Raw genomic sequence first — 20,506 nt, 5'->3', positions numbered from 1 at the left:
CATTTCAATTTAATCCTTGATCAGCAAATAGATAAAGTAAGGCGCCCCGAGACAGGAAACGACCAAGCCGACCGGGATTTCGGAAGGGGCCATCAGGTTCTTGCCGATCATATCGGCCACAAGCAGCACCAGTGAGCCGAGAAGCGCGGAGACAGGCAGCATTCCCTGATGACGGGGCCCCACCAGCTTGCGTGCCAAATGCGGCGCTACGAGTCCGAGGAATGCGATGCCGCCGCCAACGGCGACGCAGGCGCCCGCCAGGGCAACGGAGATGAACAGCAGCGTTCTTCGCTCGCGCTCGACCGTAACCCCAAGCCCCGCTGCCGTGTGGTCTCCGAGGTTAAGCACATTCAAATTTTGCGATTTATATACGGCCCAAGGAACCAGGAACAGGATCCACGGAAGGATCGAAACGACATACTCCCAGCTTGCCCCCCAGATGCTGCCGGACAGCCAGATGGTGGCCTGCATGAAATTGTTAGGGTCCATCATCAGCTGGAATACGATAATCAGCGCCCCGAAGGCCGCGTTGATGCCGATCCCCACAAGCACCAGCCGGATCGGCGTGACGCCTTGCTTCCAGGCCAGCGAATAGATGAGGAAGGCGGCAAGAAATGCACCGACTAGCGCGGCAAAAGGCATGATATAGACGGACCATATGCCGGAACTGAACGAGCTTCCTTGAAAATAAAAAATATACAGTACGACGGCCAATCCTGCCCCGGAGTTGATGCCCAGAATGCCCGGGTCTGCCAGCGCGTTTCGCGAAACGCTTTGCAGTATGGCGCCGGAGACGGCGATTCCCGCACCGATCAGGATGGCAATGACCATGCGGGGCAGGCGAAAGTGCATCAGGACGGTATAATTCTGTTCGGAACCTGTCCCGTTGAACGCTTTGACCACTTCGGCCAACGGGATTTTCATCGTTCCCATATTCAGGCTGACCAGGAATACGGCAATGATAGCCAGCAGCAGAATCAAGGAGACGGAGATGATTTTTCTCGTTGTATTCATCGTTACAGCCCTCTCCCTTCGCGCCGTGCAAGATAGAGGAAGAAGGGAACGCCGATCATCGCCGTAATTGCGCCGACCGGCGTCTCAAACGGAGGATTGATCATCCGCGCACCCACATCGGCAAACACCAGCAGAAGTGCTCCCATGACGGCGGAGCAAGGGATGATCAGCCGATAGTCGGGTCCGACGATGAAGCGGACGATATGCGGGATGACAAGCCCCACGAATCCGATCGTTCCGCCTACAGCCACCGCTGCGCCTGTCAGCAGCAGCACAACGAGCGTGCCCAGGAACTTGACGGTTCCCGTTTTTTGGCCAAGCCCGGTAGCGACTTCCTCGCCCAGGCTCATGACGGTAATGGATCGGCTGAGCGCCAGCGCAATCAGCAGCCCGACGATGGCGACGGGGATCAGAAGTTTCACGTTCACCCATTGCACGCCCGACACGCCACCGGCATACCAGAAGCTGATATCCTTGGCAACGTTAAAGCGGATGGCAATGGCCGAGGATATCGAGCTAAGCAGCGCGGTAACGGCTGACCCGGCCAAGGCCAGCTTGACAGGCGTCAATCCCCGTTTGGATAACGAGCCGATCAGCAGCACAAGCCCAGCCCCCAGGCCGGCGCCTGCAAAAGATAACAGCATGAGCGCAGTAATGGATGGCGACTCCATAAAGGCAAACCCGATCGACATCATGAAGGAGGCACCGGCGGTGACGCCCATAATGGAAGGGGAGGCGAGCGCATTCCTTGTCATGCCCTGCATGATGGCTCCCGATACGGCCAATGAACCGCCGATCAGCGCAGCCGCCAAGGCCCTTGGCATTCGAAGTCTCTGGATAATCTGGTGCGGAGTGGAATCGGCATCGAAGCGGACAAACGCCTCCCATATGGTGGACAGTTTAATGTTCGACGCGCCATAGATAATCGAAGATGCCATCGCGGCAGCCAGCAGACCAAGCCCCAGGAGAATGACGGCCGCCGCTGTTTTGGGACGGTAAATGGATTTTGCGGTTGTTTTGTGATTGGGATGATTTGCCTGCATGTTCACCTAAACCTTTATGTTGATAAAAATATTGAAATAACGTATTGTAAATGAGAATGAATTTCATTATCATGGTTAGTGTTATTATATCACTTCATGCGTAGAATGCTAGTGATTGCGCCAAAAAAATATACATAGGGGGAAACGAAAGATGAGTCTTTTCAAGAAAAAAATATGGATTATCGCAGGACTGCTGGCGGCTTTAACGCTGCTTGCAGCTTGCGGTAACAGCAAGGACGCAGCCGGTAACGAGCCGACGGGGACGCCAACGCCAAGCGAGCAGAACGGCGGCACCGAAGCCAAGCCGGAGGAAGGAAGCACGGAAGCGAAGACGGAACGAACGTTGACGGACGCCATGGGCCATGAAGTGAAAATTCCGGCTGAGCCGAAACGGGTGATCGCTTCTTACTTGGAGGATAACCTGGTGGCATTGGGCATTACCCCGATCGCGCAGTGGTCGGTCAAGGGCGGAAGCGTCCAGGATTACCTGCAGGATGCGTTAAAAGACGTGCCGACCATTGAGCATGATCTTCCTTTTGAAGCGGTAGCAAGCTTTAAGCCGGACCTGTTGATCATGGACTCCGCTTCTATGGTAGAAGGCAATAAATACAGCCAGTACAGCAAGATTGCTCCTACCTACGTCATCGGCAACGAAGTCAATAACGATTGGCGCGAAGAGCTGAAGAAAGTGGGCGAAATCTTTGGCATGGAGGAGGAAGCTCAAGCGGCGCTTGATCGTTACGAGCAGAAGGCCAAGGATGCCAGGGATCAAATCCAACAGGCGATCGGCGGTGAATCCGCTGCGGCTATATGGCTTGTCGGCGGCAAATTGTTCGTTGTCAGCGAGACGCTGTCCAGCGGCGCCGTTATGTACGGCGACTTGGGACTTACCGTACCGGGCGTGGTGAAGGAAATCTCGGCATCGGCTACCGGCAACTGGTCCTCCATTTCCCTGGAGAAATTGGCTGAACTCGACGCGGATCATCTGTTCTTTATTAACAGCGACGGCGAAGGCGCCGAAGTGCTTCAGGATCCGCTCTGGGCGAATATTCCGGCCGTCAAGAACGGCAACATCTATGAATATGGAAAAGATACAAGCTGGCTTTATACCGGTACGATTGCCAACAGCCAGATCATTGATGACGTGCTGGAGAGTTTGGTGAAATAAACGTTGTCAGATTAAACAAAGCAGCCGTCTTCCGAAATGTCGGGAGGCGGTTTTTTGGTATGGATATGGATAAGAATATGCGCTAAGATAACTTGCAAACCTTGAGCAGGAAAACACGGGCACTCACAGAACTAGTTAGCGAGGTGGGAATCATGATGCCGAAGTATATGCCGGACTTATCCAACATCCAGACCAAGCTGCACCGATACTGCATGCGAATCTCGGGGGATCCATGGGAAGCGGAGGATCTGCTGCAGGATGTCATGATGAAGGTGATACGGGCCGTTGAAACCGACCCTGGAAAACATCTGTCCAATGCCTATTTGTTTCGCATCGCAAGCAACGCGTGGAAGGACCGACTGAGGAAGGATAAGCCCGGGATGAGGGTTTCCGAGAATGTGTTAGGAGATAGGGCGGCCGAAGATGACGGCTTATCCACCAGGGAGCTTTTGGAGGTTTTAGCTGACCGGTTATCGCCACGTGCGATGGTGATTTTGCTGCTTATGGACGTATTGGATTTCACGGCCAGGGAGACGGCCGAATTTCTCTCCATGTCCGAAGGGACGGTTCAGGTGTCGCTCGGACGTGCGCGAGCCAGGCTGAAGAAGCTGCATCGCATACAGCAAACAGGCGATGAACCTAAGCCACAGGAGAGAGACCCAGCGGGTACAGCCGCAGCACTGGATATGGATGCGCTTGTGATAGCTTTTCGAAGAAGAGATCCCCAAGCGATTTGTACTTCGTACCTTCAACTGACCAAGCTGCGCATCAGAATAAGCAAATTGAGCCGGGTTGGCGGAGTCCTTGCATTTTATATGGAAGATCCGGATGGAAACGTGTGGAAACTTACGGAATAAAAATTTGGACCCTGTTTGGTTTTAGCTCGAAATATCGTTTCTTGTGTGTTGGAAGCTATATAAGCAAATCAAAGAGGAGGAAGATTTTTTGATAAAATCCCTATTGTACGGCGTTGGCATTTTCGTGCCGGTGAGTGATCTAAAGCGTTCGACGGCCTGGTATACGGAAATGCTCGGTTTTGAAGTGATTCACACGGATGAACCGAATGCGGTTGTCATGCGAATGAACGATGAGAAGGTATCCTTTTGCCTCGTGCGTTCCTATCAGGTGAAGCAGCCGGAATTTCCCAAGAATGATTATGGCGTGGGGCAATATTTCAACCTGCATACCACGAATGTGAGTGAAATCCATCAACGACTGGTTGCCAAGGGAGCCGACGTGACTGAAATTGAGGATTTTGGCGGGTTCAAAGGATTTTCCCTGACAGATCCGGACGGCAACCGCTGCGGGGTGACGGAGTAGCGACGGCGAGGAGCAGAATGGTTATAACCGACGAGCATTTTGTTCGTCCAGATGATCGAATAGGAAAAACACCCATCTCATTGCCTTGGCATGGATGGGTGTTTTTGCTGCGGTGATTATCGAATGGGCATCGACAGCCGTATCAATTCCATTATTCCTGATCCCGACAATGCTCTTCGGCCGCGGAGGTGAACTCCTCTTCGTTCTCGGAAGCCAGCTTGTCCCCGTATTGATCCAAACGTTCAGGGCTGCTGGAAGGGCCGTCGTTCTTAGGCTTGCTGTTTCTGCCAGTCATTTGCTGCACTCCTCCTTTCGTGGGATTCTCATCGATTGGGTGCGAAATGACCGCACTCCGTTTACGTTTATGTTGTTCCTGATTTGGGGCGGGATTATGCACGCAAGGCCTCATCTTATCGTTTCATGAAGTTATGATGAAAGGGGCGAAGCTTCTTGTTCGTTCCACCCGTGACATGATACCATTATAGAATTTAGAAGATTCATAGATTCAACGCGCAAAACGATATGGATACCACGGAGGTTACGATATGAAGCTAGTATCATGGAACGTCAACGGATTGCGGGCCTGCGTTACGAAAGGCTTTATGGATTATTTTAATGAGGCGGATGCCGATATATTTTGCGTGCAGGAAACGAAACTGCAAGCGGGACAGATCGAGCTCGATCTGGGTCCGGAATATCAGCAGTATTGGAACTATGCGGAGAAGAAGGGATACTCGGGAACGGCGGTATTTACGAGAATCGCCCCATTGTCCGTTCGCTATGGTCTGGAGGAAGACAGCGAGCCCGAGGGCAGAGTGATCACGCTGGAGTTTGAGGGCTTCTATCTCGTGAACGTATACACGCCGAACGCGAAACGCGACCTGAGCCGGCTGGATTATCGGCTGGAGTGGGAGGAACGGTTCCGCACTTACCTGCTTCAGCTCGACGAACGCAAACCCGTGATCGTATGCGGGGACTTGAATGTGGCGCACCAGGAAATCGACCTGAAAAATGCCAAATCCAATCATGGGAATTCCGGCTTCACGCTGGAGGAGCGCGGCAAAATGACCGATCTGCTGGCAGCGGGCTTTATCGATTCCTTCCGCCACTTCTACCCCGACCGTACGGACGTATACAGCTGGTGGTCCTATATGGCCAAGGTGAGGGAGCGGAATATCGGCTGGCGCATCGATTATTTCCTGACGTCTGCCCGTTTAGCCGAGAAGCTGAAGGATGCCGAGATCGACTGCCATGTGCTCGGAAGCGATCATTGCCCTGTGAGTTTGACGCTTGAGTAATTCATTAACATAAATACGGATCTTGTTAAAAAAGCCAACCGGCGAACGGGGAGACTGGTATAATGCCACGACCCTATTTGCCGGTTGGCTTTTCATTCGGCGAACCTAAGCCCCTTATCCAATCTGATGCTTCAGCTTGTCCAGAAAGATCGATGCCGGCTTCGACAGGTGGTGGGTTCCGGGCTGTACCCACCCGAAGGAGGAAGCGGCGAGGCCGGGGGGCATCTCCAGCTCCAGCGTCACGATGTTTCCCGAAGGAACGGAAGCGAAGCTGGCGAAGGACAAGTCGACCCCTACCGTAACCGCCACATTCTCTTCGACGAGCTTCTGTATGACCCTCGTCTGGTTGGTGGAGAATAACACATCCATGTCCCCGTACTGCTCCTGGAATACATCCATCAGCTTGAACAGATTGTCATCCTTATACAATACCAAGGGATATTCTCGGAGCTCTTCGGGCGTGATCGATTGCCGCATGGCGAGAGGGGATTGGCGGCTGACCCCCACTACGAATTTGCTCTCGAGGAGCTTCCCGAAATGCAGGCCGCGATGCTGATGAATGATGGATTCATCGACGAAGATCAGACCGATATCCGCGTGATTCTGCTTGATATCCTCAATAATATCGAGCGTCGCTTTCTCCGTGATGTCGAGTTTGATTTGCGGAAAGTCTTTTTTGAACCGGATAATGGCATCGATGGACAGCGTTAAAGGCACCGGTACGGTAGCAATCCGCAATGACCCGCCAAGCAAATTAGAATAGCCTTCAGCCTCTGCCTTCAGCTCCTGAAATTGCTCCAAAATGGCATAAGCCTTCTGCAGGATCCGCTGACCTTCGGCTGTAGGTACGGCACCAAGCCGCGAACGGGTGAACAAAGAAAAACCGAACTCGGCTTCCAGGCTGGACACGGCTTGGCTCACCGCGGAAAGGGTGACGTTGCAATTCTGGGCTGCCTTGGTTAACGATCCTGTCTTGGCCGTCTCCACGATATATTCCAATTGTTCGAGATTCATATGACTTCATCCTTAATTTAAATTTAAGTAACATTAATTATGTTTAAATTTACTTAAATATAACCCGGCATTACAATGAACACAAGGACATGGACACACAATGTTCAAATCATAACGCTATTTTACCCTAGGAGGTCATTGATAATGTCAGAACAACGTGTAGCGGTAATTACCGGTGGAGCGAGCGGAATCGGCCGTCAGGTTTCCCTTAAATTCGCAAGAAAAGGCGATCGTGTCGTCGTTGCCGATTTTAATGAAACTGCCGGGCAAGAGACCGTCGATATGATCAAAGCAGAAGGCGGTGAAGCTTCATTCGTTCAAGTCGACGTTTCCAAACAAGAAAGCGTCGAGGCGCTTGTGGATAAAGCGGTTGAGCTCTACGGCCGAATCGACGTCATGCACAACAATGCCGGCATTGGCGGCGCCGGGCCGGTCCTTGAACAAAATATGGATCTTTACCATCGCACGATTAACGTGAATCAGCATGGGGTTGCCTACGGTATCATCGCGGCAGGCAGAAAAATGAAAGAACTGGGCATTAAAGGCGTTATCATCAACACGGCTTCCGTATTCGGCTTCTTGGCTTCGCCGGGAACATTTGCTTACCATGCGACAAAGGGTGCCGTCATCATGATGAGCAAATCCGCCGCGCTTGAACTGGCGCCATACGGCATTCGTGTCGTGGCTGTTGCTCCTGGAGCCGTCGATACACCGATCATCCAGGGTTATAAAGATTCCGGCATGCTGGATTCCATGAGAGCCAAAGTCATGGGCGGAGAATTGACGCAGCCCGAAGTGGTCGCCGATACCGTGTATCTCGTGTCGCTGGACGAAGCGGCTGCGATTACGGGCAGCGTGGTCATGGCCGACCAGGGCTATGCTTCATTCAAATAATCCGTTTGGTGTTTTATGGTAGCAGATATAGCGCATTAAACATAAAGAACCTCTCTTTGGAAGGAATGCAGGCTGAAGCCTCCGTCACACCAAAGGGAGGTTTTCTTGATTTTCCCGTCAAAAAATTTCCTCTCTCCGCAAAAAACAGTTAAAATAGAGGGGAACTTGGCAGACCATACAAGGTATGAAACGACGGATACGAAAAGAGAGGTATATAAATATGATCATTAAACCTAGAACACGCGGATTTATTTGCACGACATCCCATCCTGTAGGCTGCGAAGCCCAAGTGCAGGAGCAGATCGATTATGTACTGAAGCAGCCTGGAATCGAAGGGCCGCGCAATGTGCTGGTCATCGGCGCATCCACGGGGTATGGCTTGTCGGCCAGAATAGCTGCCGCATTCGGCGCCCGGGCGAATACCGTGGGCGTGTATCGTCCAAGCCAGGCCACCGAGAAACGGACCGCATCCGCGGGCTGGTACAATTCGGCCGCTTTCGAGAAGGCAGCGGATGCCGCCGGCTTGAAATCGTACAGCGTGACGGGAGATGCCTTCACACAGGAGACGAAAGCCAAAACGGTTGAGCTGATCCGCAAAGAGCTGGGCCAGGTCGATCTCGTGGTCTACAGCGTTGCGTCGGCTCGCCGCACGCTCCCTGAAACAGGCGAGACGGTCAGCTCGGTATTGAAGCCGATCGGACCGGCGTATACCAACAAAACGGTTAACTTCCACACCGGTGAAGTGACGGAGGTTACGATTGAACCGGCAACGGAAGAGGAAGTGAAGAACACCGTTGAGGTCATGGGCGGCGACGATTGGGAATTGTGGATGAACGAACTGGCGGAAGGCGGCGTATTGGCTCCTGACGTGACCACGATTGCGTTCTCCTATATCGGCTCCGAGATTACCAAAGCCATTTATCGGGATGGATCCATCGGACAAGCCAAGGATCACCTGGAGGCCACGGCGCTGAAACTGAACGAGAAGCTTGCCACCGGAGGCGGACGCGCTTACGTTACGGTGAGCAAAGCGTTAGTGACTCAATCCAGCTCGGCGATTCCGGTCGTGCCGCTGTACGTATCGGCGCTGTACAAAGTCATGAAGGAAAAGGGGCTGCACGAGGGCTGCATTGAGCAGATTTACCGTCTGTTCTCCGATCGTCTCTATAACGGGCAAGAAACGCCGGTCGACGAGAAGGGCCGTATCCGTATCGACGATTGGGAGCTTCGAGAGGACGTGCAGGCCGAAGTAGCCGAATTGTGGAGCAAAGTGACCAGTGAAAATATCGAAGAATTGACCGACCTTGCCGGTTACCGCCGCGAGTTCTTCCAGCTGTTCGGCTTTGAAACCGACGGCGTGGATTATGATGCGGATGTAAATCCCGTGGTCGACAATCCGAAAGCCATTTAATTGAGCAAAGGCGAGCTCCGGAAAGGATCCGGGCTCGCTTTTTTATATCGCCAAGGGGTAAACCTGAATATGCGCATCCGCAGCGTACCATTTCCCGGAATAAAATTCCCTGATTCAGGTTATAGGGATGTAGATCTGGGTCTTCGAGGCATGCACCGAGGTTCTCAGCTCCAAGCTGTAGTGTTCGGGGTTCGGCATAAGTCCGCGTTGTTTCAGCAGCTGAAGAACATAGGAATAGGACTGGTCGGTATCCTCCCGTTCGGAATGACCCTCATGGGTGTACATCGCATACTCCTGCGTTGGCAGGGTTAAACTCACCATCCGCTCCGGCATATCACGGATCGTGCTGACCTCGAACCCTGCTACATAATGATAGATCGGCTGCCGATTCAAAACAGCAGCAATAAACAAGGGGTTCGTCGTTTTATGGCGGATATAGGGAATCTCCTCCATCCGGTTTTGAAGCTCATGCCACAGCCTGGGCTTGAGGGCCTGAGACATGTAATAGGCCGTGAAGGGGAGCTTCATCTCCAGGCCGACGATCAGCGTCCGCGGTTTGATGATCCGCTGAATGGTCTCGTTCGTCTGCTCGGATCGTTCCCGCTTCTGCCGAGAAGTCAGGATGGAATAGCCGCCATTCTTTCCTTCATTGGCGTATAGGGGAACGCCTAAACGAGACAGTTCATGAAGATAGCGGAGCATCGTACGATACGAGACCGAGAATTCCTCGGCCAACTCGCCGACGGTGAAGTTTTGCCGTTCATACACTCGCTGCATGACGTTAAGGATCCGTTCGGTTTTGGGCATAAATCTGCTCCTTGGGTATTTTTTATACTGTGACAGTTTCTGGCATAGTTCAAGTATATAATGAAACTAAAAAGAGGATAAAGGAGTATTTACCGATGAACATCGATCAACGAAATGAAGCAGCGGTTACGAGAAAGCCGGCATTTCAGGCGGTTGGATTGAAGTGGGAGGGCACATTTGCCGAGGCAGGTGCGGGCGGAATCCGCGCGGTGCAGCGGACGCTGCAAGAGCGGCTCGCGGAGATTCCTCACGCAATCCATGCGGACACCCTGCTCGGGTTATCTTACCACGCGGCTCCCGGCGGTGACGGATTCATCCATTATGCGGTCGTCGAAGTGGAGCGGATTGAGGAAGTACCGGAAGGGATGGTTACGATATCCGTTCCCGCGTTAACCTATGCCGCTTGTTCCCATCGCAAAGGGCAGAGCATCGACCAATCTTACAACAATATCTATGCCTGGATTGCGGAACAAGGCTACTCGGAATACAATCCGGATCATTTAACGCATTTTGAACAGTATCCGATGAGTCAAGACCCGTACACGGATGACCCTGAGTTTATGATCATGATTCCCGTTCAAACCGAATAGCCGGATCTGGCAGGAACACCGCAGGCAACAAGGACGGGCTTTCTAGCCTTATATACAAACTTAAACTTATGCGAAAAGCTGCAAACCGCTCTGATGAAGAGCGGTTTTTTATATATTGATCTTGATGCGTATGAGGATATCTTGTTTATCTGCCTGCAGAACGCGTTAATCAGTATAGAGTAAACGATTCAAAGCACCTTCCCCTTACATGACAACGACGACGAGGAGGAATGCCTGGGATGTCTGCTGAACAAATCGGTATGAGTTTGCTGTTGATCTGTCTTGCATTATTGATAGGAAAATGGGTGAGAACACGGATTAGGCCTTTTCAGAGGTGGTTTATTCCCGCCTCGATCATCGCTGGACTGCTGGCATTGCTGCTTGGCGAGGAAGTGCTTGGAAGTCTGGTCCGCTATATCGGATTTGAGGATGCTGCCCTGGCACAAGGGCTGTTTCCCGATTTTACGCTGGAAGTATGGGGAGCGCTGCCGGAGCTACTGATCAGCGTTATTTTTGCAAGCCTGTTTTTGGGCAAAGAGATCCCCGGGGTGAAGAAAATATGGGAGATTGCCGGACCGCAGCTTACTTTCGGGCAGATGATGTCCTGGGGGCAGTATGTTCTCGGCCTTCTGCTGGCGGTGCTTTTGCTTGTCCCGTTTTTTGACATGCCGCCCGAAGCCGGCGCTTTAATTGAGATCTCCTTTGAAGGCGGACACGGAACCGCAGCCGGGCTTGCCGGTACGTTTGAACAAGTCGGTTTCGAGGAGGGGACGGATCTCGCCCTTGGACTTGCAACGGTCAGCATGCTGAGCGGTGTCATCATCTGCATCTTCCTGATTAACTGGGGTGCCAGAAACAATAAGACTGAGCATATTGAGACGCCGGGTGACATGCCGTCTGAGGAGCTGAAGGGAATGGTTGCAGAGAAAGAGCAGGGATCTGCGGGCAAGCTGACGACAAAGCCTGAATCCATTGAGCCGCTGACCCTGCACATCGGGTTGATTGCCGCTTCCATTCTGATTGGATACGTTGTGCTTGAAGGATTCATTCTGCTTGAAAAATGGACGTGGGGGCGGAATACGGACATGGAATTTATGACGTATGTCCCGTTGTTTACGTTTGCGATGCTCGGCAGCGTACTGATTCAAATCGTACTGGGGCGAATGGGAAAGAGTTACTTGATCAGCCGTGGGCTTATCGTACGGATTCAAGGCTTGGCGCTGGATCTTCTAATCGTCAGTGCGCTGGGCACGCTGTCCCTGTCCGTAATTGGGGATAACCTCGTCCCGTTTCTTATGCTTGCGGCGGTTGGGCTTGGATGGAGTGTGTTTACCTTCATGATTCTCGCGCCCCGCATGATTCCGAAGCATTGGTTCGAACGGGGGATGGCCGATCTGGGACAGTCGCTTGGCATGACGGCCACAGGGCTTCTGATGCTGAGAATCGTGGATGGAGACAACCGTACCCATTCTGTCGAAAGTTTTGGCTATAAGCAGCTGCTGTTTGAGCCAATCTTGGGCGGCGGCTTGTTTACGGCACTCTCGGTGCCCTTGATTTATCAATTTGGGCCTTATCCGGTACTCATCGGCACGGCATTGTTAACGGCGGGATGGTTGGCGCTGGGGCTGTTTCATTTCGGCAGGAAAACATGATGGGGACTCACTGCACCATAGTCGGCCGTGATTTATGACTTTTGATGCGGTGAGCCCCAAAACATGCCTTCAACAGAAAACTTATTGGGTCTTTCGAATAACAGGAATCCATAATTCGTTCTTATACTCGTCCGGGGGAAGATAGCATTCGATTGCAGGCAGCGGCGCAAGATCGTAGGCATGGGACGGAATCCACTCGGTGTAAAGACGTTTCCACATCTCCGCAATGCCCTTCGGATCTCCTTCCAGTTCGAATACCGCCCATGCAGCGGCAGGGAAATGTCGCAACACCATCGGTTCCGGAGGATTATGCGTCGATACGACGGACATGATGTAGTCGAAATACTCGTTCTTCCCGTAGTCGCCGTCTGCACAAACCCCGAGAATTCCCCGGATGGGGTGCTCATGCGCACGATAGTTCCACAGCTTGTCGAAGATGCCTTCCGCATGGGCGTCTTTCCAGAGAAAAGGAACCTCTTCATAGGCGCGCTGCGTGCTTACTTGCTTCTTGAAACCGACAACGGAAAATGCCTTCATTTCTTCGATTCTGTAATTCATTTCGGCAGCCCCTCGCATGGAGAATTGAAAGGAGATGCGGGGATAGGCCTTCAGCTTGGTACCGGCTTGGCGAGCGGCCGTCGGCGTTGTGCCGTGCATGTTCTGGAATGCACGCGCGAACGCCTCCGGGGAATCATAGCCGTATTTAAGTGCAAGGTCGATGACCTTGATGTCGCTGTTTTGCAGCTCGTAAGCGGCCAGCGTCAATCTCCGTCTCCGTATGTATTCGGAGAGCGTGACATCCGTAATGAACGGAAACATGCGTTGAAAATGGTATGCGGAGCAGCAGGCGACCTTCGCCGCTTCAGCGTAATCGATCTCTTCGGTTATGTTCGCTTCTATATAGCCGATGGCTTCATTCATCCGCTGGACCCAATCCATCCGGTCATCATCCTTTCTAAGATCAATATATAAGATGCTGCAGCGGATAGGCCTAGCCGTTTCTGTACAGTTTTCGCTAGCCATGCTATTCCGCGGGCGGGCATTCCATTTGAAACGCTGAGATGCATACGCCGCTTAGCGGTCTGCGGCATTCGGATTCGGATGTCCATATTTTACGAGCACATGCCACAGCTGTTTGAGATGCTGAAAAGTTTCTTCATAGGATCCCCAATCGCTCCAATGGCTTGGATCATCCTCCAGGTGAGCAGCCGCTTTTCCGATGATGGCCGCATCCAGGACGCCTTTCGAGCCTGCGTACCTCTGGTCGATCCGCTTGGCCAGCGGCGGCATGGCGGGTCCCCGGAAGTCATCGGGGACATCCTGTACGGCAAGACGGAACCCCGGATGCCAGGACAGGGCAAGATGATATCGCTCACACAGCGCATGGAGCTGGCGGCCGATCGGGGTATGCTTGTAGGACGGATCGGCAACCAGGGCCTCCGCATCGCTGGACAAGTCGATGGGACCATGGATCTGTGCTTCTATATAATCGTCCAAGGAGCGGCCCACCGGTCCTTCCGGACCGGTATGCGATGAAGGAAGATGAATCAGCCGCTCCAGCATAGCTGGAATATTTACATTCGGCGTACCCAAGGCCGAGCCGGTGGATTCCACTTGCTGCAAGAGCGCTGCGAGAATCGAATCCCACTGACGGATGGTGCCTACAAACTCGGGACCTGCGTGACTGTCACCGAATGTAAAGGTGCTGCGCTTCAATATGCCCGGGGACAGCACCAGAAAACAAGAACCGAAGCGGGGAGACCCCCCGTCAGCATAATTCATGAGATTGAGTGCGCCGTACTTCGGCCGCTCGTCATGGCGAACGCCGGGCTGCTGGTAGGCTCCGCCAAACAGGAGCCGTTCCCATTGGTCGCGGTCGCCGCCCGGGTAGGCCGTACGGCTTCCGTTGGTCACGCTCGTGATGAACTGGTTATGATATACGCCTTCCGTCAGGAGAGATTCGATAACGGAGCGGCCTGTAGGCAGTATCCGATCCGGATGGAAATTCAACGTGACCCGGGCATGCTTTTCGATGAGCTTTAACTGTCGGCGCATCGTCACGGATTCTTTTCCATGTTTTCGTAAAATATGCTCCGTCATGGCCGAGGTGCTCTTCCGTGCGCTCGCCGCTAACGATTCGACATGAAGAATCGCTTGTTGCTGCGCTTCGGTTAACCGTTCGCTCATTGTTGGAACCTCCATACCTTCATACTAAAATACAACGATACGATATTTCTCACTTCTATCCCCGATGCGTAGATTCCTCTATGGATGCGGATTTCGTGTTTCAGGAGTGGTGGACGAAGAGAACATCCGAAATGATTGCCCGAGGGCAAGACGTCATGCTTTAATGTAACTACATAAACGAATCCAAGGTGATGGAGGTTTACCCTATGCAGCCCAATTTCAGCATTCAGGATAAAATCGCAATCGTGACGGGTGCCAGCAAAGGCATCGGTTACGGATTAGCCCAAGCGCTCGCAGCGGCAGGCGCCAAGGTTGCCGTCATGGCACGAAGCAAAGCGTCGCTGGATCGATTGGTTGAGGAGATCTCCCGGGCGGGAGGCCAGGCCAAGGCCTATGAGCTGGATGTGCGCAATGTGGAGCAGATCCGATCCATATTTGGACAGGTAGCCGAGGACTTTGGCCGGCTGGATATCGTGGTCAATAACGCGGGTTTAGGAGAGGGCATGCTCGCTGAAGACATTACGGAAGATTATTGGGACGAGATGATGGACGTTAATTTGAAGGGCGTATTTTTCTGCTGTCAGGCTGCCGGCCGCCTTATGCTGGAGCAAGGCTATGGAAAAATCATCAACGTCAGCTCGCAGGTCAGCATCGTCGGGATTACCGAAGGCGCTGCCTATTGCGCCTCCAAGGGCGGCGTTAACCAGCTGACGAAGGTGCTGGCGCTGGAGTGGTCCAGCCGGGGCGTCAACATCAATGCGGTCGGTCCCACCTTCATCCACACGCCGGGAACGGCCGAGAGATTGGACTCTCCCGAGTTCCGGGACGGCGTATTGGCACGGATCCCGGCAGGCCGGATCGGCACCATAGGCGATGTGGCCGGCGCCGTTATCTATTTGGCATCACCGGCATCCGACCTCGTTACGGGCACCTTGCTGCTTGTGGATGGCGGCTGGACGGCACAATAGGAATGACGGAATAAGCCTGAGTGAGCTGAATCCGGCGGCCCGACAATTCTTTGATCGTTTGCCCTACAGCCAACCAGCGCCGCTTAGCACTGTCGATTGAAGGCGCCAAGACGATGGAGACGCATCAGCGGCGAATCGATAAGACGATAACGATGCTGAACGAGGGACGTGCGCAGAAAGACGGTGAATTCCTTCCGGTCAAATCAAAGAACCCGGTTCTGCCTTGGCAATACCGGGTTCTTTTTATGGCGGTTATTTTAACGGAACCTGCTTGGACAATGCTTCGAATTGCTGCAGATGCGGAGCAATCTTGGTTTGAATGCTCTTGAAATATCGGAGCGCGGCGTCGTTCTGACGCTGCTCGGCCGCCGAATTGGCCGGGAAGATCGAGTATTGATGGTTGACGGAACCATTCTTGTATTGAGCGCTGAACATCGTTCCGCTCGCCCAGTTTTTCTTCATGTTTTGATTGGTGCCCATAATCACGAGCATTTCCTTGCCCTTTTTGTAGGTAAAGCTGTAATCGGGATCGGCCACGGCATGAATGACATCGTATCCGCTTTGGAAGACGCCTGCCTTGAATATCCCTTTCTGGATCTGGTTCCATCGGACGGACCCGTCCGGCAATGTCACCTTATGGGTCAGGATGCCTTCGCCATCCATTTTGTCATGGTTCCAGCGTCCGCTGTACACCACCTTATGCGCTTCGCCGTCCAATTGGTATTCGTTAATGTATTTACCGCTCCCGGCACGCTTCCCGTCCATGAAATCGCCGGAATATTGTTTGCCGTTGCCCCACTTGATGGTGCCGCGTCCGTTAGGCTGGCCGTCAGCCGCTTCGCCGTAATAGGACGTCCGTTCGGAAATTTGTATCCATTCCTTGGCGGAGGCCGCGTCGGCAGATGCCGGCTGCAGGGCCAGAGAAGAGACTGTAAGCGAAGCGGTGAGCGTTAAGGTTACTGATAATGCCGTTCGTTTTTTCATGAACATGTAGGCTCCTTTGTTGATATGGTACTATTATACACTTCTCTGGAAACTTCTTCATTCCCCAATATGTCCTATATAATGAAGTGAAGGAGGATGCTGGGCTATCGTCCTGAAGCTTCCTTGCTTGTATTATCGGTAATTGTTGAATGCGCCGCCTAATGGAAGGGGATATGATTAAACGGGGGCGGATAGGGTGAAGTTTAGGATGGAAACGATAACGGGAGGGAACAGATATGACACACGAAGATAACGCACCCGGCTGGGACGCGATTGACGATGCCCTGCTGAAGTTATATGGAGAGCAGGAGCCGAAGCATTACGGAGCGTTGATTCCGTATGCGCTTGGAGGACCCGATCCGCTGAATGGAATCAGCGCTTATGTCTCGGATACGCCAATGTCGCATTGGCATATGGTTACCTATGGTTTTAGCGAGCTGTATGATAAAGAATCGGATCATCTGGAGGAGAGCGGTTACGGCTTCGAATTGACGTTCAGGCTGACTAAGCCGGAGGATGAGGAAGAGCCGCCGGCGTGGGCGCTAAATCTGCTTCAGAATATGGGGAGATACGTGTTTAACAGCGGGAATATTTTTCGCTCGGGCGATTATTTGGATGCCAATGGACCGATCTGCCTGGGTGCCGATACGCAGCTGACCGCGCTCGCCTTTATCGAGGATCCCGAGCTGCCGGCCATGGATACGCCGAATGGGCGGGTCGAATTCCTGCAGATGATCGGCATTACCCGGGAAGAGCTTGAGGCGATGCAGACCTGGAATACGCTTGGCGTGCTGCAAGCCTGTGCAGAACATATGCCGCTTTACATAACGGATTTGAATCGGGATTCGTTTCTTAAGATACCTTCGATCTCGGAAACCGTGGATAGAGGAATGAAGGAGGAAGGCTCGAACACCGGATTTCTCTACGTGAGCCAGCTGGCTTTTGAACCGGGAAAAAAAGGCTGGTTAAGCAAAACCCCGGCTGCGCTCCAAATCGGCGCCAAACAGGCGGGCATCATAGGCAAGCTGCTGCAGGGGAGAATTCTGAAGGAGAAGAGCTTGAGCCTTGTAGGTCCGGAGGTTCGGGTCGTATTTGAGCCGGGGAACGAGAGCCGCTGGACCGCGGAGGATGGAGACGTTACGTTGATCCTGGACGATCGGACGGCGGGTGAATTCTCAAGCCGTTTGGTTCCGCAGGTCAGCACCTTCGAGCTTTCCGGTTTACCTGGAATCCGAATTGAAATCGTGAAGACGGAAATCAAGGATCAGGAAGGAAACGTTGTTCAAGTTATCGGGTAGCAGGTGAAAATATGAATGACGCAGCTAGAAACAATTTCCTCTTCATATAAAATAGTTTACAATTAGTGTGATGTCTATATACTTATACTTTAAAGCAGTACATAAACATCATGTCAAAGCAAATGGACTGACAAAGGGAGGATAACATTGAACGCAACTATTAAAGTAGGGATCGTAGGTTATGGAAACTTGGGCAAGGGCGTGCAGAAAGCCATCGGGCAAAATCCGGATTTGGAGCTGGTAGCCATCTTCACGCGCAGAGACCCGCAGCAAATGCCGGCCAATTCCGGTGCGCGTTTCGAGCATATTTCAGTGGCAGAGCAATATATCGGGAAGATTGACGTGATGATTCTGTGCGGCGGTTCGGCTACCGATTTGCCGGAGCAAACGCCACAGCTTGCCAGCATGTTCAATACGGTAGACAGCTTTGACACGCACGCAAAAATTCCTGAGTTTTTCCAGGAGGTCAACAAAGCGGCGATGGGCGGCGGCCATATCAGCGTCATCTCGACAGGCTGGGATCCGGGCTTGTTCTCCATGAACCGTCTGCTTGCCGAAGCGATTTTGCCGGAAGGTAAAGATTATACGTTCTGGGGCAAAGGCGTAAGCCAAGGCCACTCCGATGCGATCCGTCGCGTACCCGGAGTGAAAGCAGGCGTTCAATACACGGTTCCTGTAGAAGAGGTTATTAACCAGATCCGTTCCGGCGAGACACCGGAGCTTGCCACTCGCGAGAAGCACCGGAGAGATTGTTTCGTCGTTGCGGAAGAAGGCGCGGACCAAGAGCAAATCCGTCAGACGATTGTGTCGATGCCGAACTATTTCTCCGATTACGATACAACCGTTACCTTAATTACGCAAGAAGAGCTTGAGGCTGAGCATGCCGGGATGCCTCACGGCGGATTTGTCATCCGCAGCGGGGTTACCGGAAACGGAAGCAAGCAAATTGTTGAATTTGGCCTGAAGCTGGACAGCAACCCTGAATTTACGGCAAGCGTGCTCGTGTCTTATGCAAGAGCTGCGCATCGCTTGAGCAGAGAGGGACAGCAGGGCGCCAAGACGGTGTTTGACATTCCGCTCGGGTACTTGTCGCCAAAATCGGCCGAACAGCTCCGCAGCGAGCTCCTATAAGCTGCAAAAAGCCCTGCCGCATATGCGGCAGGGCTTTTTTTTGTGTATTTTATACGATTCCTTGCGCGATCATGGCATCGGCCACTTTGATAAAGCCTGCGATGTTGGCACCGGCCACAAGATTGCCGGCTACGCCATACTCTTCGGCAGCATCTACCGCACTGTTGTAAATGTTCTTCATGATTTGATGGAGCTTCGCATCCACCTCTTCAAACGTCCATGACATTCTCATGCTGTTTTGGCTCATCTCGAGAGCCGATACGGCAACTCCGCCTGCATTGGCGGCTTTAGCCGGCCCAAACAATACGCCCTTGCTGATGAACAGCTCGATCGCCTCCAACGTGGAAGGCATGTTCGCTCCTTCCCCGATGGCCTTCACTCCATTCGAGATGAGGGTTTTCGCAGCGTCGGCGTCGAGCTCATTCTGCGTGGCGCAAGGGAGTGCGATATCGCATGGAAGCGTCCAGATTCCCGTGCAGCCTTCGGTGTATACGGCATGCGGATGAATTTTCACATATTCGCTGATCCGAAGACGATCCCGCTCCTTGAGCAGCTTGACGGTTTCAAGGTTAATTCCTTCCGGATCATACAGATATCCGTTAGAGTCGCTGCAAGCGATGACGTGCGCACCGAGCTGCTGTGCCTTTTCGATGGCGTAGATGGAGACGTTGCCCGAACCGGACACCACGACGCGGCTGTCCTGGAAGCTAAGGCCCTTCGCAGCCAGCATCTCCTGTACGAAGTAGACGCAGCCGTAACCGGTTGCTTCCGTACGTGCCAGGCTTCCGCCATAAATGACGCCTTTGCCTGTCAGCACGCCGGCCTCATGCCCTCCGCGGATGCGTTTGTATTGACCGAACATATAACCGATCTCGCGAGCGCCCACGCCGATATCGCCGGCAGGCACATCGGAATCAGGTCCGATATGACGGTACAGCTCGGTCATGAAGCTCTGGGTAAACCGCATGACTTCCTGATCGGATTTGCCTTTCGGATCGAAGTCCGAACCGCCCTTGCCGCCGCCGATGGGCTGGCCGGTGAGCGAGTTTTTAAAGATTTGCTCAAACCCGAGGAATTTGACGATGCCGGCATAAACCGACGGATGGAACCGGATGCCGCCTTTGTACGGACCAAGTGCGCTGTTAAACTGAACGCGGAATCCGCGGTTGACTTGCGTTTTGCCTTGATCATCCACCCAAGGTACGCGGAAGGTGACCATGCGCTCCGGCTCGACAAGGCGCTCCAGAATGCCGTGTTCCCGATATTTCGGGTGCTGGGCTAACACAGGGACGAGGGAATCCACAAATTCCCGGACGGCTTGGTGAAACTCGGACTCATGCGGATCGCGGGCTACAACTTGGTTATAGATGGATTCCACATATTCTTGCGCGGCAGTAAGGGGTGAAGTTACAGAAATATTCGTAGTCACTTTTGCGATGCACTCCTTCAAATCGTTAAAGTAGAATTGCGAGAAAAATCATTGGTGTTGCAGGAAAGGGACGTCCGTCTTAAACCATTTGTACAAAACCATTAAAAGTTTGCACTCAGCATTTTTAAGTTAAAAAGAATTTTATAGAATCTTGCCTCGTATTACCAATAAAATGTTTTTTGCAAACTCATTAAATATTTCTATGAACCTGTCATTAGGTGTAAGTTAATCAGCCATTATCCCGTGTTTTATGTAGCGAAAATGCAAAAAATCATCCGATTTTGTCATGGAAAAATAC

Annotated in this window: 21 protein-coding genes; 12 read left to right on the top strand and 9 right to left on the bottom strand. The window is 52.6% G+C overall.

All coding sequences use genetic code 11. The annotated features are described in order from the left end of the window. Positions 1-9 precede the first annotated feature (9 nt). Both MHH82_RS25325 and MHH82_RS25320 read right to left on the bottom strand, forming a co-directional pair. On the bottom strand, positions 10-1,014 hold the full coding sequence (locus MHH82_RS25325; RefSeq protein ID WP_340968396.1) for a FecCD family ABC transporter permease: 1,005 nt from the start codon (positions 1,012-1,014) through the stop codon (positions 10-12). A 2-nt stretch (positions 1,015-1,016) separates the two neighbouring features. Continuing rightward, a complete protein-coding gene (locus MHH82_RS25320) occupies positions 1,017-2,057 on the bottom strand; it encodes a FecCD family ABC transporter permease (protein WP_015737052.1) in 1,041 nt (346 codons plus the stop codon). A 151-nt stretch (positions 2,058-2,208) separates the two neighbouring features. Between MHH82_RS25320 and MHH82_RS25315 the strand changes: the two genes are divergently transcribed. The 3 genes from MHH82_RS25315 (at position 2,209) to MHH82_RS25305 (ending at position 4,545) form a co-directional block, all read left to right on the top strand. Beyond that, positions 2,209-3,225: an iron-hydroxamate ABC transporter substrate-binding protein gene (locus MHH82_RS25315; RefSeq protein WP_251498172.1), complete on the top strand. Its 1,017-nt coding sequence runs from the start codon at positions 2,209-2,211 to the stop codon at positions 3,223-3,225. 152 nt (positions 3,226-3,377) lie between these two features. Beyond that, a complete protein-coding gene (locus MHH82_RS25310) occupies positions 3,378-4,082 on the top strand; it encodes an RNA polymerase sigma factor (RefSeq protein ID WP_015737050.1) in 705 nt (234 codons plus the stop codon). 88 nt (positions 4,083-4,170) lie between these two features. Further along, on the top strand, positions 4,171-4,545 hold the full coding sequence (locus tag MHH82_RS25305) for a VOC family protein (RefSeq protein ID WP_015737049.1): 375 nt from the start codon (positions 4,171-4,173) through the stop codon (positions 4,543-4,545). A gap of 151 nt (positions 4,546-4,696) precedes the next feature. Here MHH82_RS25305 and MHH82_RS25300 read toward each other — a convergent pair whose 3' ends face one another. After that, positions 4,697-4,840 (bottom strand): hypothetical protein, encoded by a 144-nt coding sequence (locus tag MHH82_RS25300; protein WP_009595787.1) that lies wholly within the window; start codon positions 4,838-4,840, stop codon positions 4,697-4,699. Between the two features lie 250 nt (positions 4,841-5,090). On the opposite strand from MHH82_RS25300, the gene MHH82_RS25295 reads away from it, so the two are divergent. Further along, positions 5,091-5,843: an exodeoxyribonuclease III gene (locus MHH82_RS25295; protein ID WP_015737048.1), complete on the top strand. Its 753-nt coding sequence runs from the start codon at positions 5,091-5,093 to the stop codon at positions 5,841-5,843. Positions 5,844-5,957: 114 nt separating this feature from the next. Here MHH82_RS25295 and MHH82_RS25290 read toward each other — a convergent pair whose 3' ends face one another. Then, positions 5,958-6,857, bottom strand: a complete 900-nt coding sequence (locus MHH82_RS25290; RefSeq protein ID WP_340968391.1) for a LysR family transcriptional regulator — start codon at positions 6,855-6,857, stop codon at positions 5,958-5,960. A gap of 144 nt (positions 6,858-7,001) precedes the next feature. Between MHH82_RS25290 and MHH82_RS25285 the strand changes: the two genes are divergently transcribed. Both MHH82_RS25285 and fabV read left to right on the top strand, forming a co-directional pair. Next, the gene (locus MHH82_RS25285; protein ID WP_015737046.1) at positions 7,002-7,751 is read left to right on the top strand and encodes an SDR family NAD(P)-dependent oxidoreductase; all 750 of its coding nucleotides are present in this window, start codon (positions 7,002-7,004) and stop codon (positions 7,749-7,751) included. Positions 7,752-7,971: 220 nt separating this feature from the next. Continuing rightward, positions 7,972-9,162 carry an enoyl-ACP reductase FabV gene (gene fabV, locus MHH82_RS25280; RefSeq protein WP_015737045.1) on the top strand — a complete coding sequence of 397 codons (1,191 nt, stop codon included), beginning with the start codon at positions 7,972-7,974 and terminating at the stop codon, positions 9,160-9,162. A gap of 114 nt (positions 9,163-9,276) precedes the next feature. Here fabV and MHH82_RS25275 read toward each other — a convergent pair whose 3' ends face one another. Continuing rightward, positions 9,277-9,969: a GyrI-like domain-containing protein gene (locus MHH82_RS25275; RefSeq protein ID WP_015737044.1), complete on the bottom strand. Its 693-nt coding sequence runs from the start codon at positions 9,967-9,969 to the stop codon at positions 9,277-9,279. Between the two features lie 95 nt (positions 9,970-10,064). On the opposite strand from MHH82_RS25275, the gene MHH82_RS25270 reads away from it, so the two are divergent. Both MHH82_RS25270 and MHH82_RS25265 read left to right on the top strand, forming a co-directional pair. Next, the gene (locus MHH82_RS25270) at positions 10,065-10,559 is read left to right on the top strand and encodes a GyrI-like domain-containing protein (RefSeq protein WP_096776358.1); all 495 of its coding nucleotides are present in this window, start codon (positions 10,065-10,067) and stop codon (positions 10,557-10,559) included. Between the two features lie 239 nt (positions 10,560-10,798). Next, positions 10,799-12,211, top strand: coding sequence for a sodium/glutamate symporter (locus tag MHH82_RS25265; protein WP_340968387.1), 1,413 nt, complete (start codon positions 10,799-10,801; stop codon positions 12,209-12,211). Between the two features lie 81 nt (positions 12,212-12,292). On the opposite strand, the gene MHH82_RS25260 is transcribed toward MHH82_RS25265, so the two are convergent. Both MHH82_RS25260 and MHH82_RS25255 read right to left on the bottom strand, forming a co-directional pair. Further along, positions 12,293-13,150, bottom strand: a complete 858-nt coding sequence (locus MHH82_RS25260) for an AraC family transcriptional regulator (RefSeq protein ID WP_015737041.1) — start codon at positions 13,148-13,150, stop codon at positions 12,293-12,295. 135 nt (positions 13,151-13,285) lie between these two features. After that, a complete protein-coding gene (locus MHH82_RS25255; RefSeq protein WP_340968383.1) occupies positions 13,286-14,398 on the bottom strand; it encodes a DUF3626 domain-containing protein in 1,113 nt (370 codons plus the stop codon). A 206-nt stretch (positions 14,399-14,604) separates the two neighbouring features. On the opposite strand from MHH82_RS25255, the gene MHH82_RS25250 reads away from it, so the two are divergent. Both MHH82_RS25250 and MHH82_RS41705 read left to right on the top strand, forming a co-directional pair. Then, entirely contained in the window at positions 14,605-15,366 is a 762-nt protein-coding gene (locus MHH82_RS25250; protein ID WP_340968382.1) for an SDR family NAD(P)-dependent oxidoreductase, read from the top strand. 50 nt (positions 15,367-15,416) lie between these two features. Beyond that, complete coding sequence (locus MHH82_RS41705) at positions 15,417-15,695, top strand: YdeI/OmpD-associated family protein (protein WP_445661980.1); 279 nt, start codon at positions 15,417-15,419, stop codon at positions 15,693-15,695. Here MHH82_RS41705 and MHH82_RS25245 read toward each other — a convergent pair. Further along, positions 15,619-16,350 carry a hypothetical protein gene (locus tag MHH82_RS25245; RefSeq protein WP_340968380.1) on the bottom strand — a complete coding sequence of 244 codons (732 nt, stop codon included), beginning with the start codon at positions 16,348-16,350 and terminating at the stop codon, positions 15,619-15,621. The genes MHH82_RS41705 and MHH82_RS25245 overlap by 77 nt on opposite strands. Positions 16,351-16,586: 236 nt before the next feature. On the opposite strand from MHH82_RS25245, the gene MHH82_RS25240 reads away from it, so the two are divergent. Together MHH82_RS25240 and MHH82_RS25235 are read left to right on the top strand one after the other, a co-directional pair. Next, positions 16,587-17,648 carry a suppressor of fused domain protein gene (locus tag MHH82_RS25240; RefSeq protein ID WP_036659861.1) on the top strand — a complete coding sequence of 354 codons (1,062 nt, stop codon included), beginning with the start codon at positions 16,587-16,589 and terminating at the stop codon, positions 17,646-17,648. A 147-nt stretch (positions 17,649-17,795) separates the two neighbouring features. Beyond that, positions 17,796-18,779, top strand: a complete 984-nt coding sequence (locus MHH82_RS25235; RefSeq protein ID WP_340968378.1) for a diaminopimelate dehydrogenase — start codon at positions 17,796-17,798, stop codon at positions 18,777-18,779. A 49-nt stretch (positions 18,780-18,828) separates the two neighbouring features. Here the strand turns inward: MHH82_RS25235 and gdhA are convergent, their stop codons facing one another. After that, positions 18,829-20,208 (bottom strand): NADP-specific glutamate dehydrogenase, encoded by a 1,380-nt coding sequence (gene gdhA / locus MHH82_RS25230; protein WP_036659860.1) that lies wholly within the window; start codon positions 20,206-20,208, stop codon positions 18,829-18,831. Positions 20,209-20,506: the final 298 nt, after the last annotated feature.

The sequence above is a fragment of the Bacillus sp. FSL K6-6540 genome (assembly GCF_038007545.1).
The sequence above is the reverse complement of the archived record's forward strand: the minus strand, read 5'-3'. Positions and strand labels throughout refer to the sequence as shown.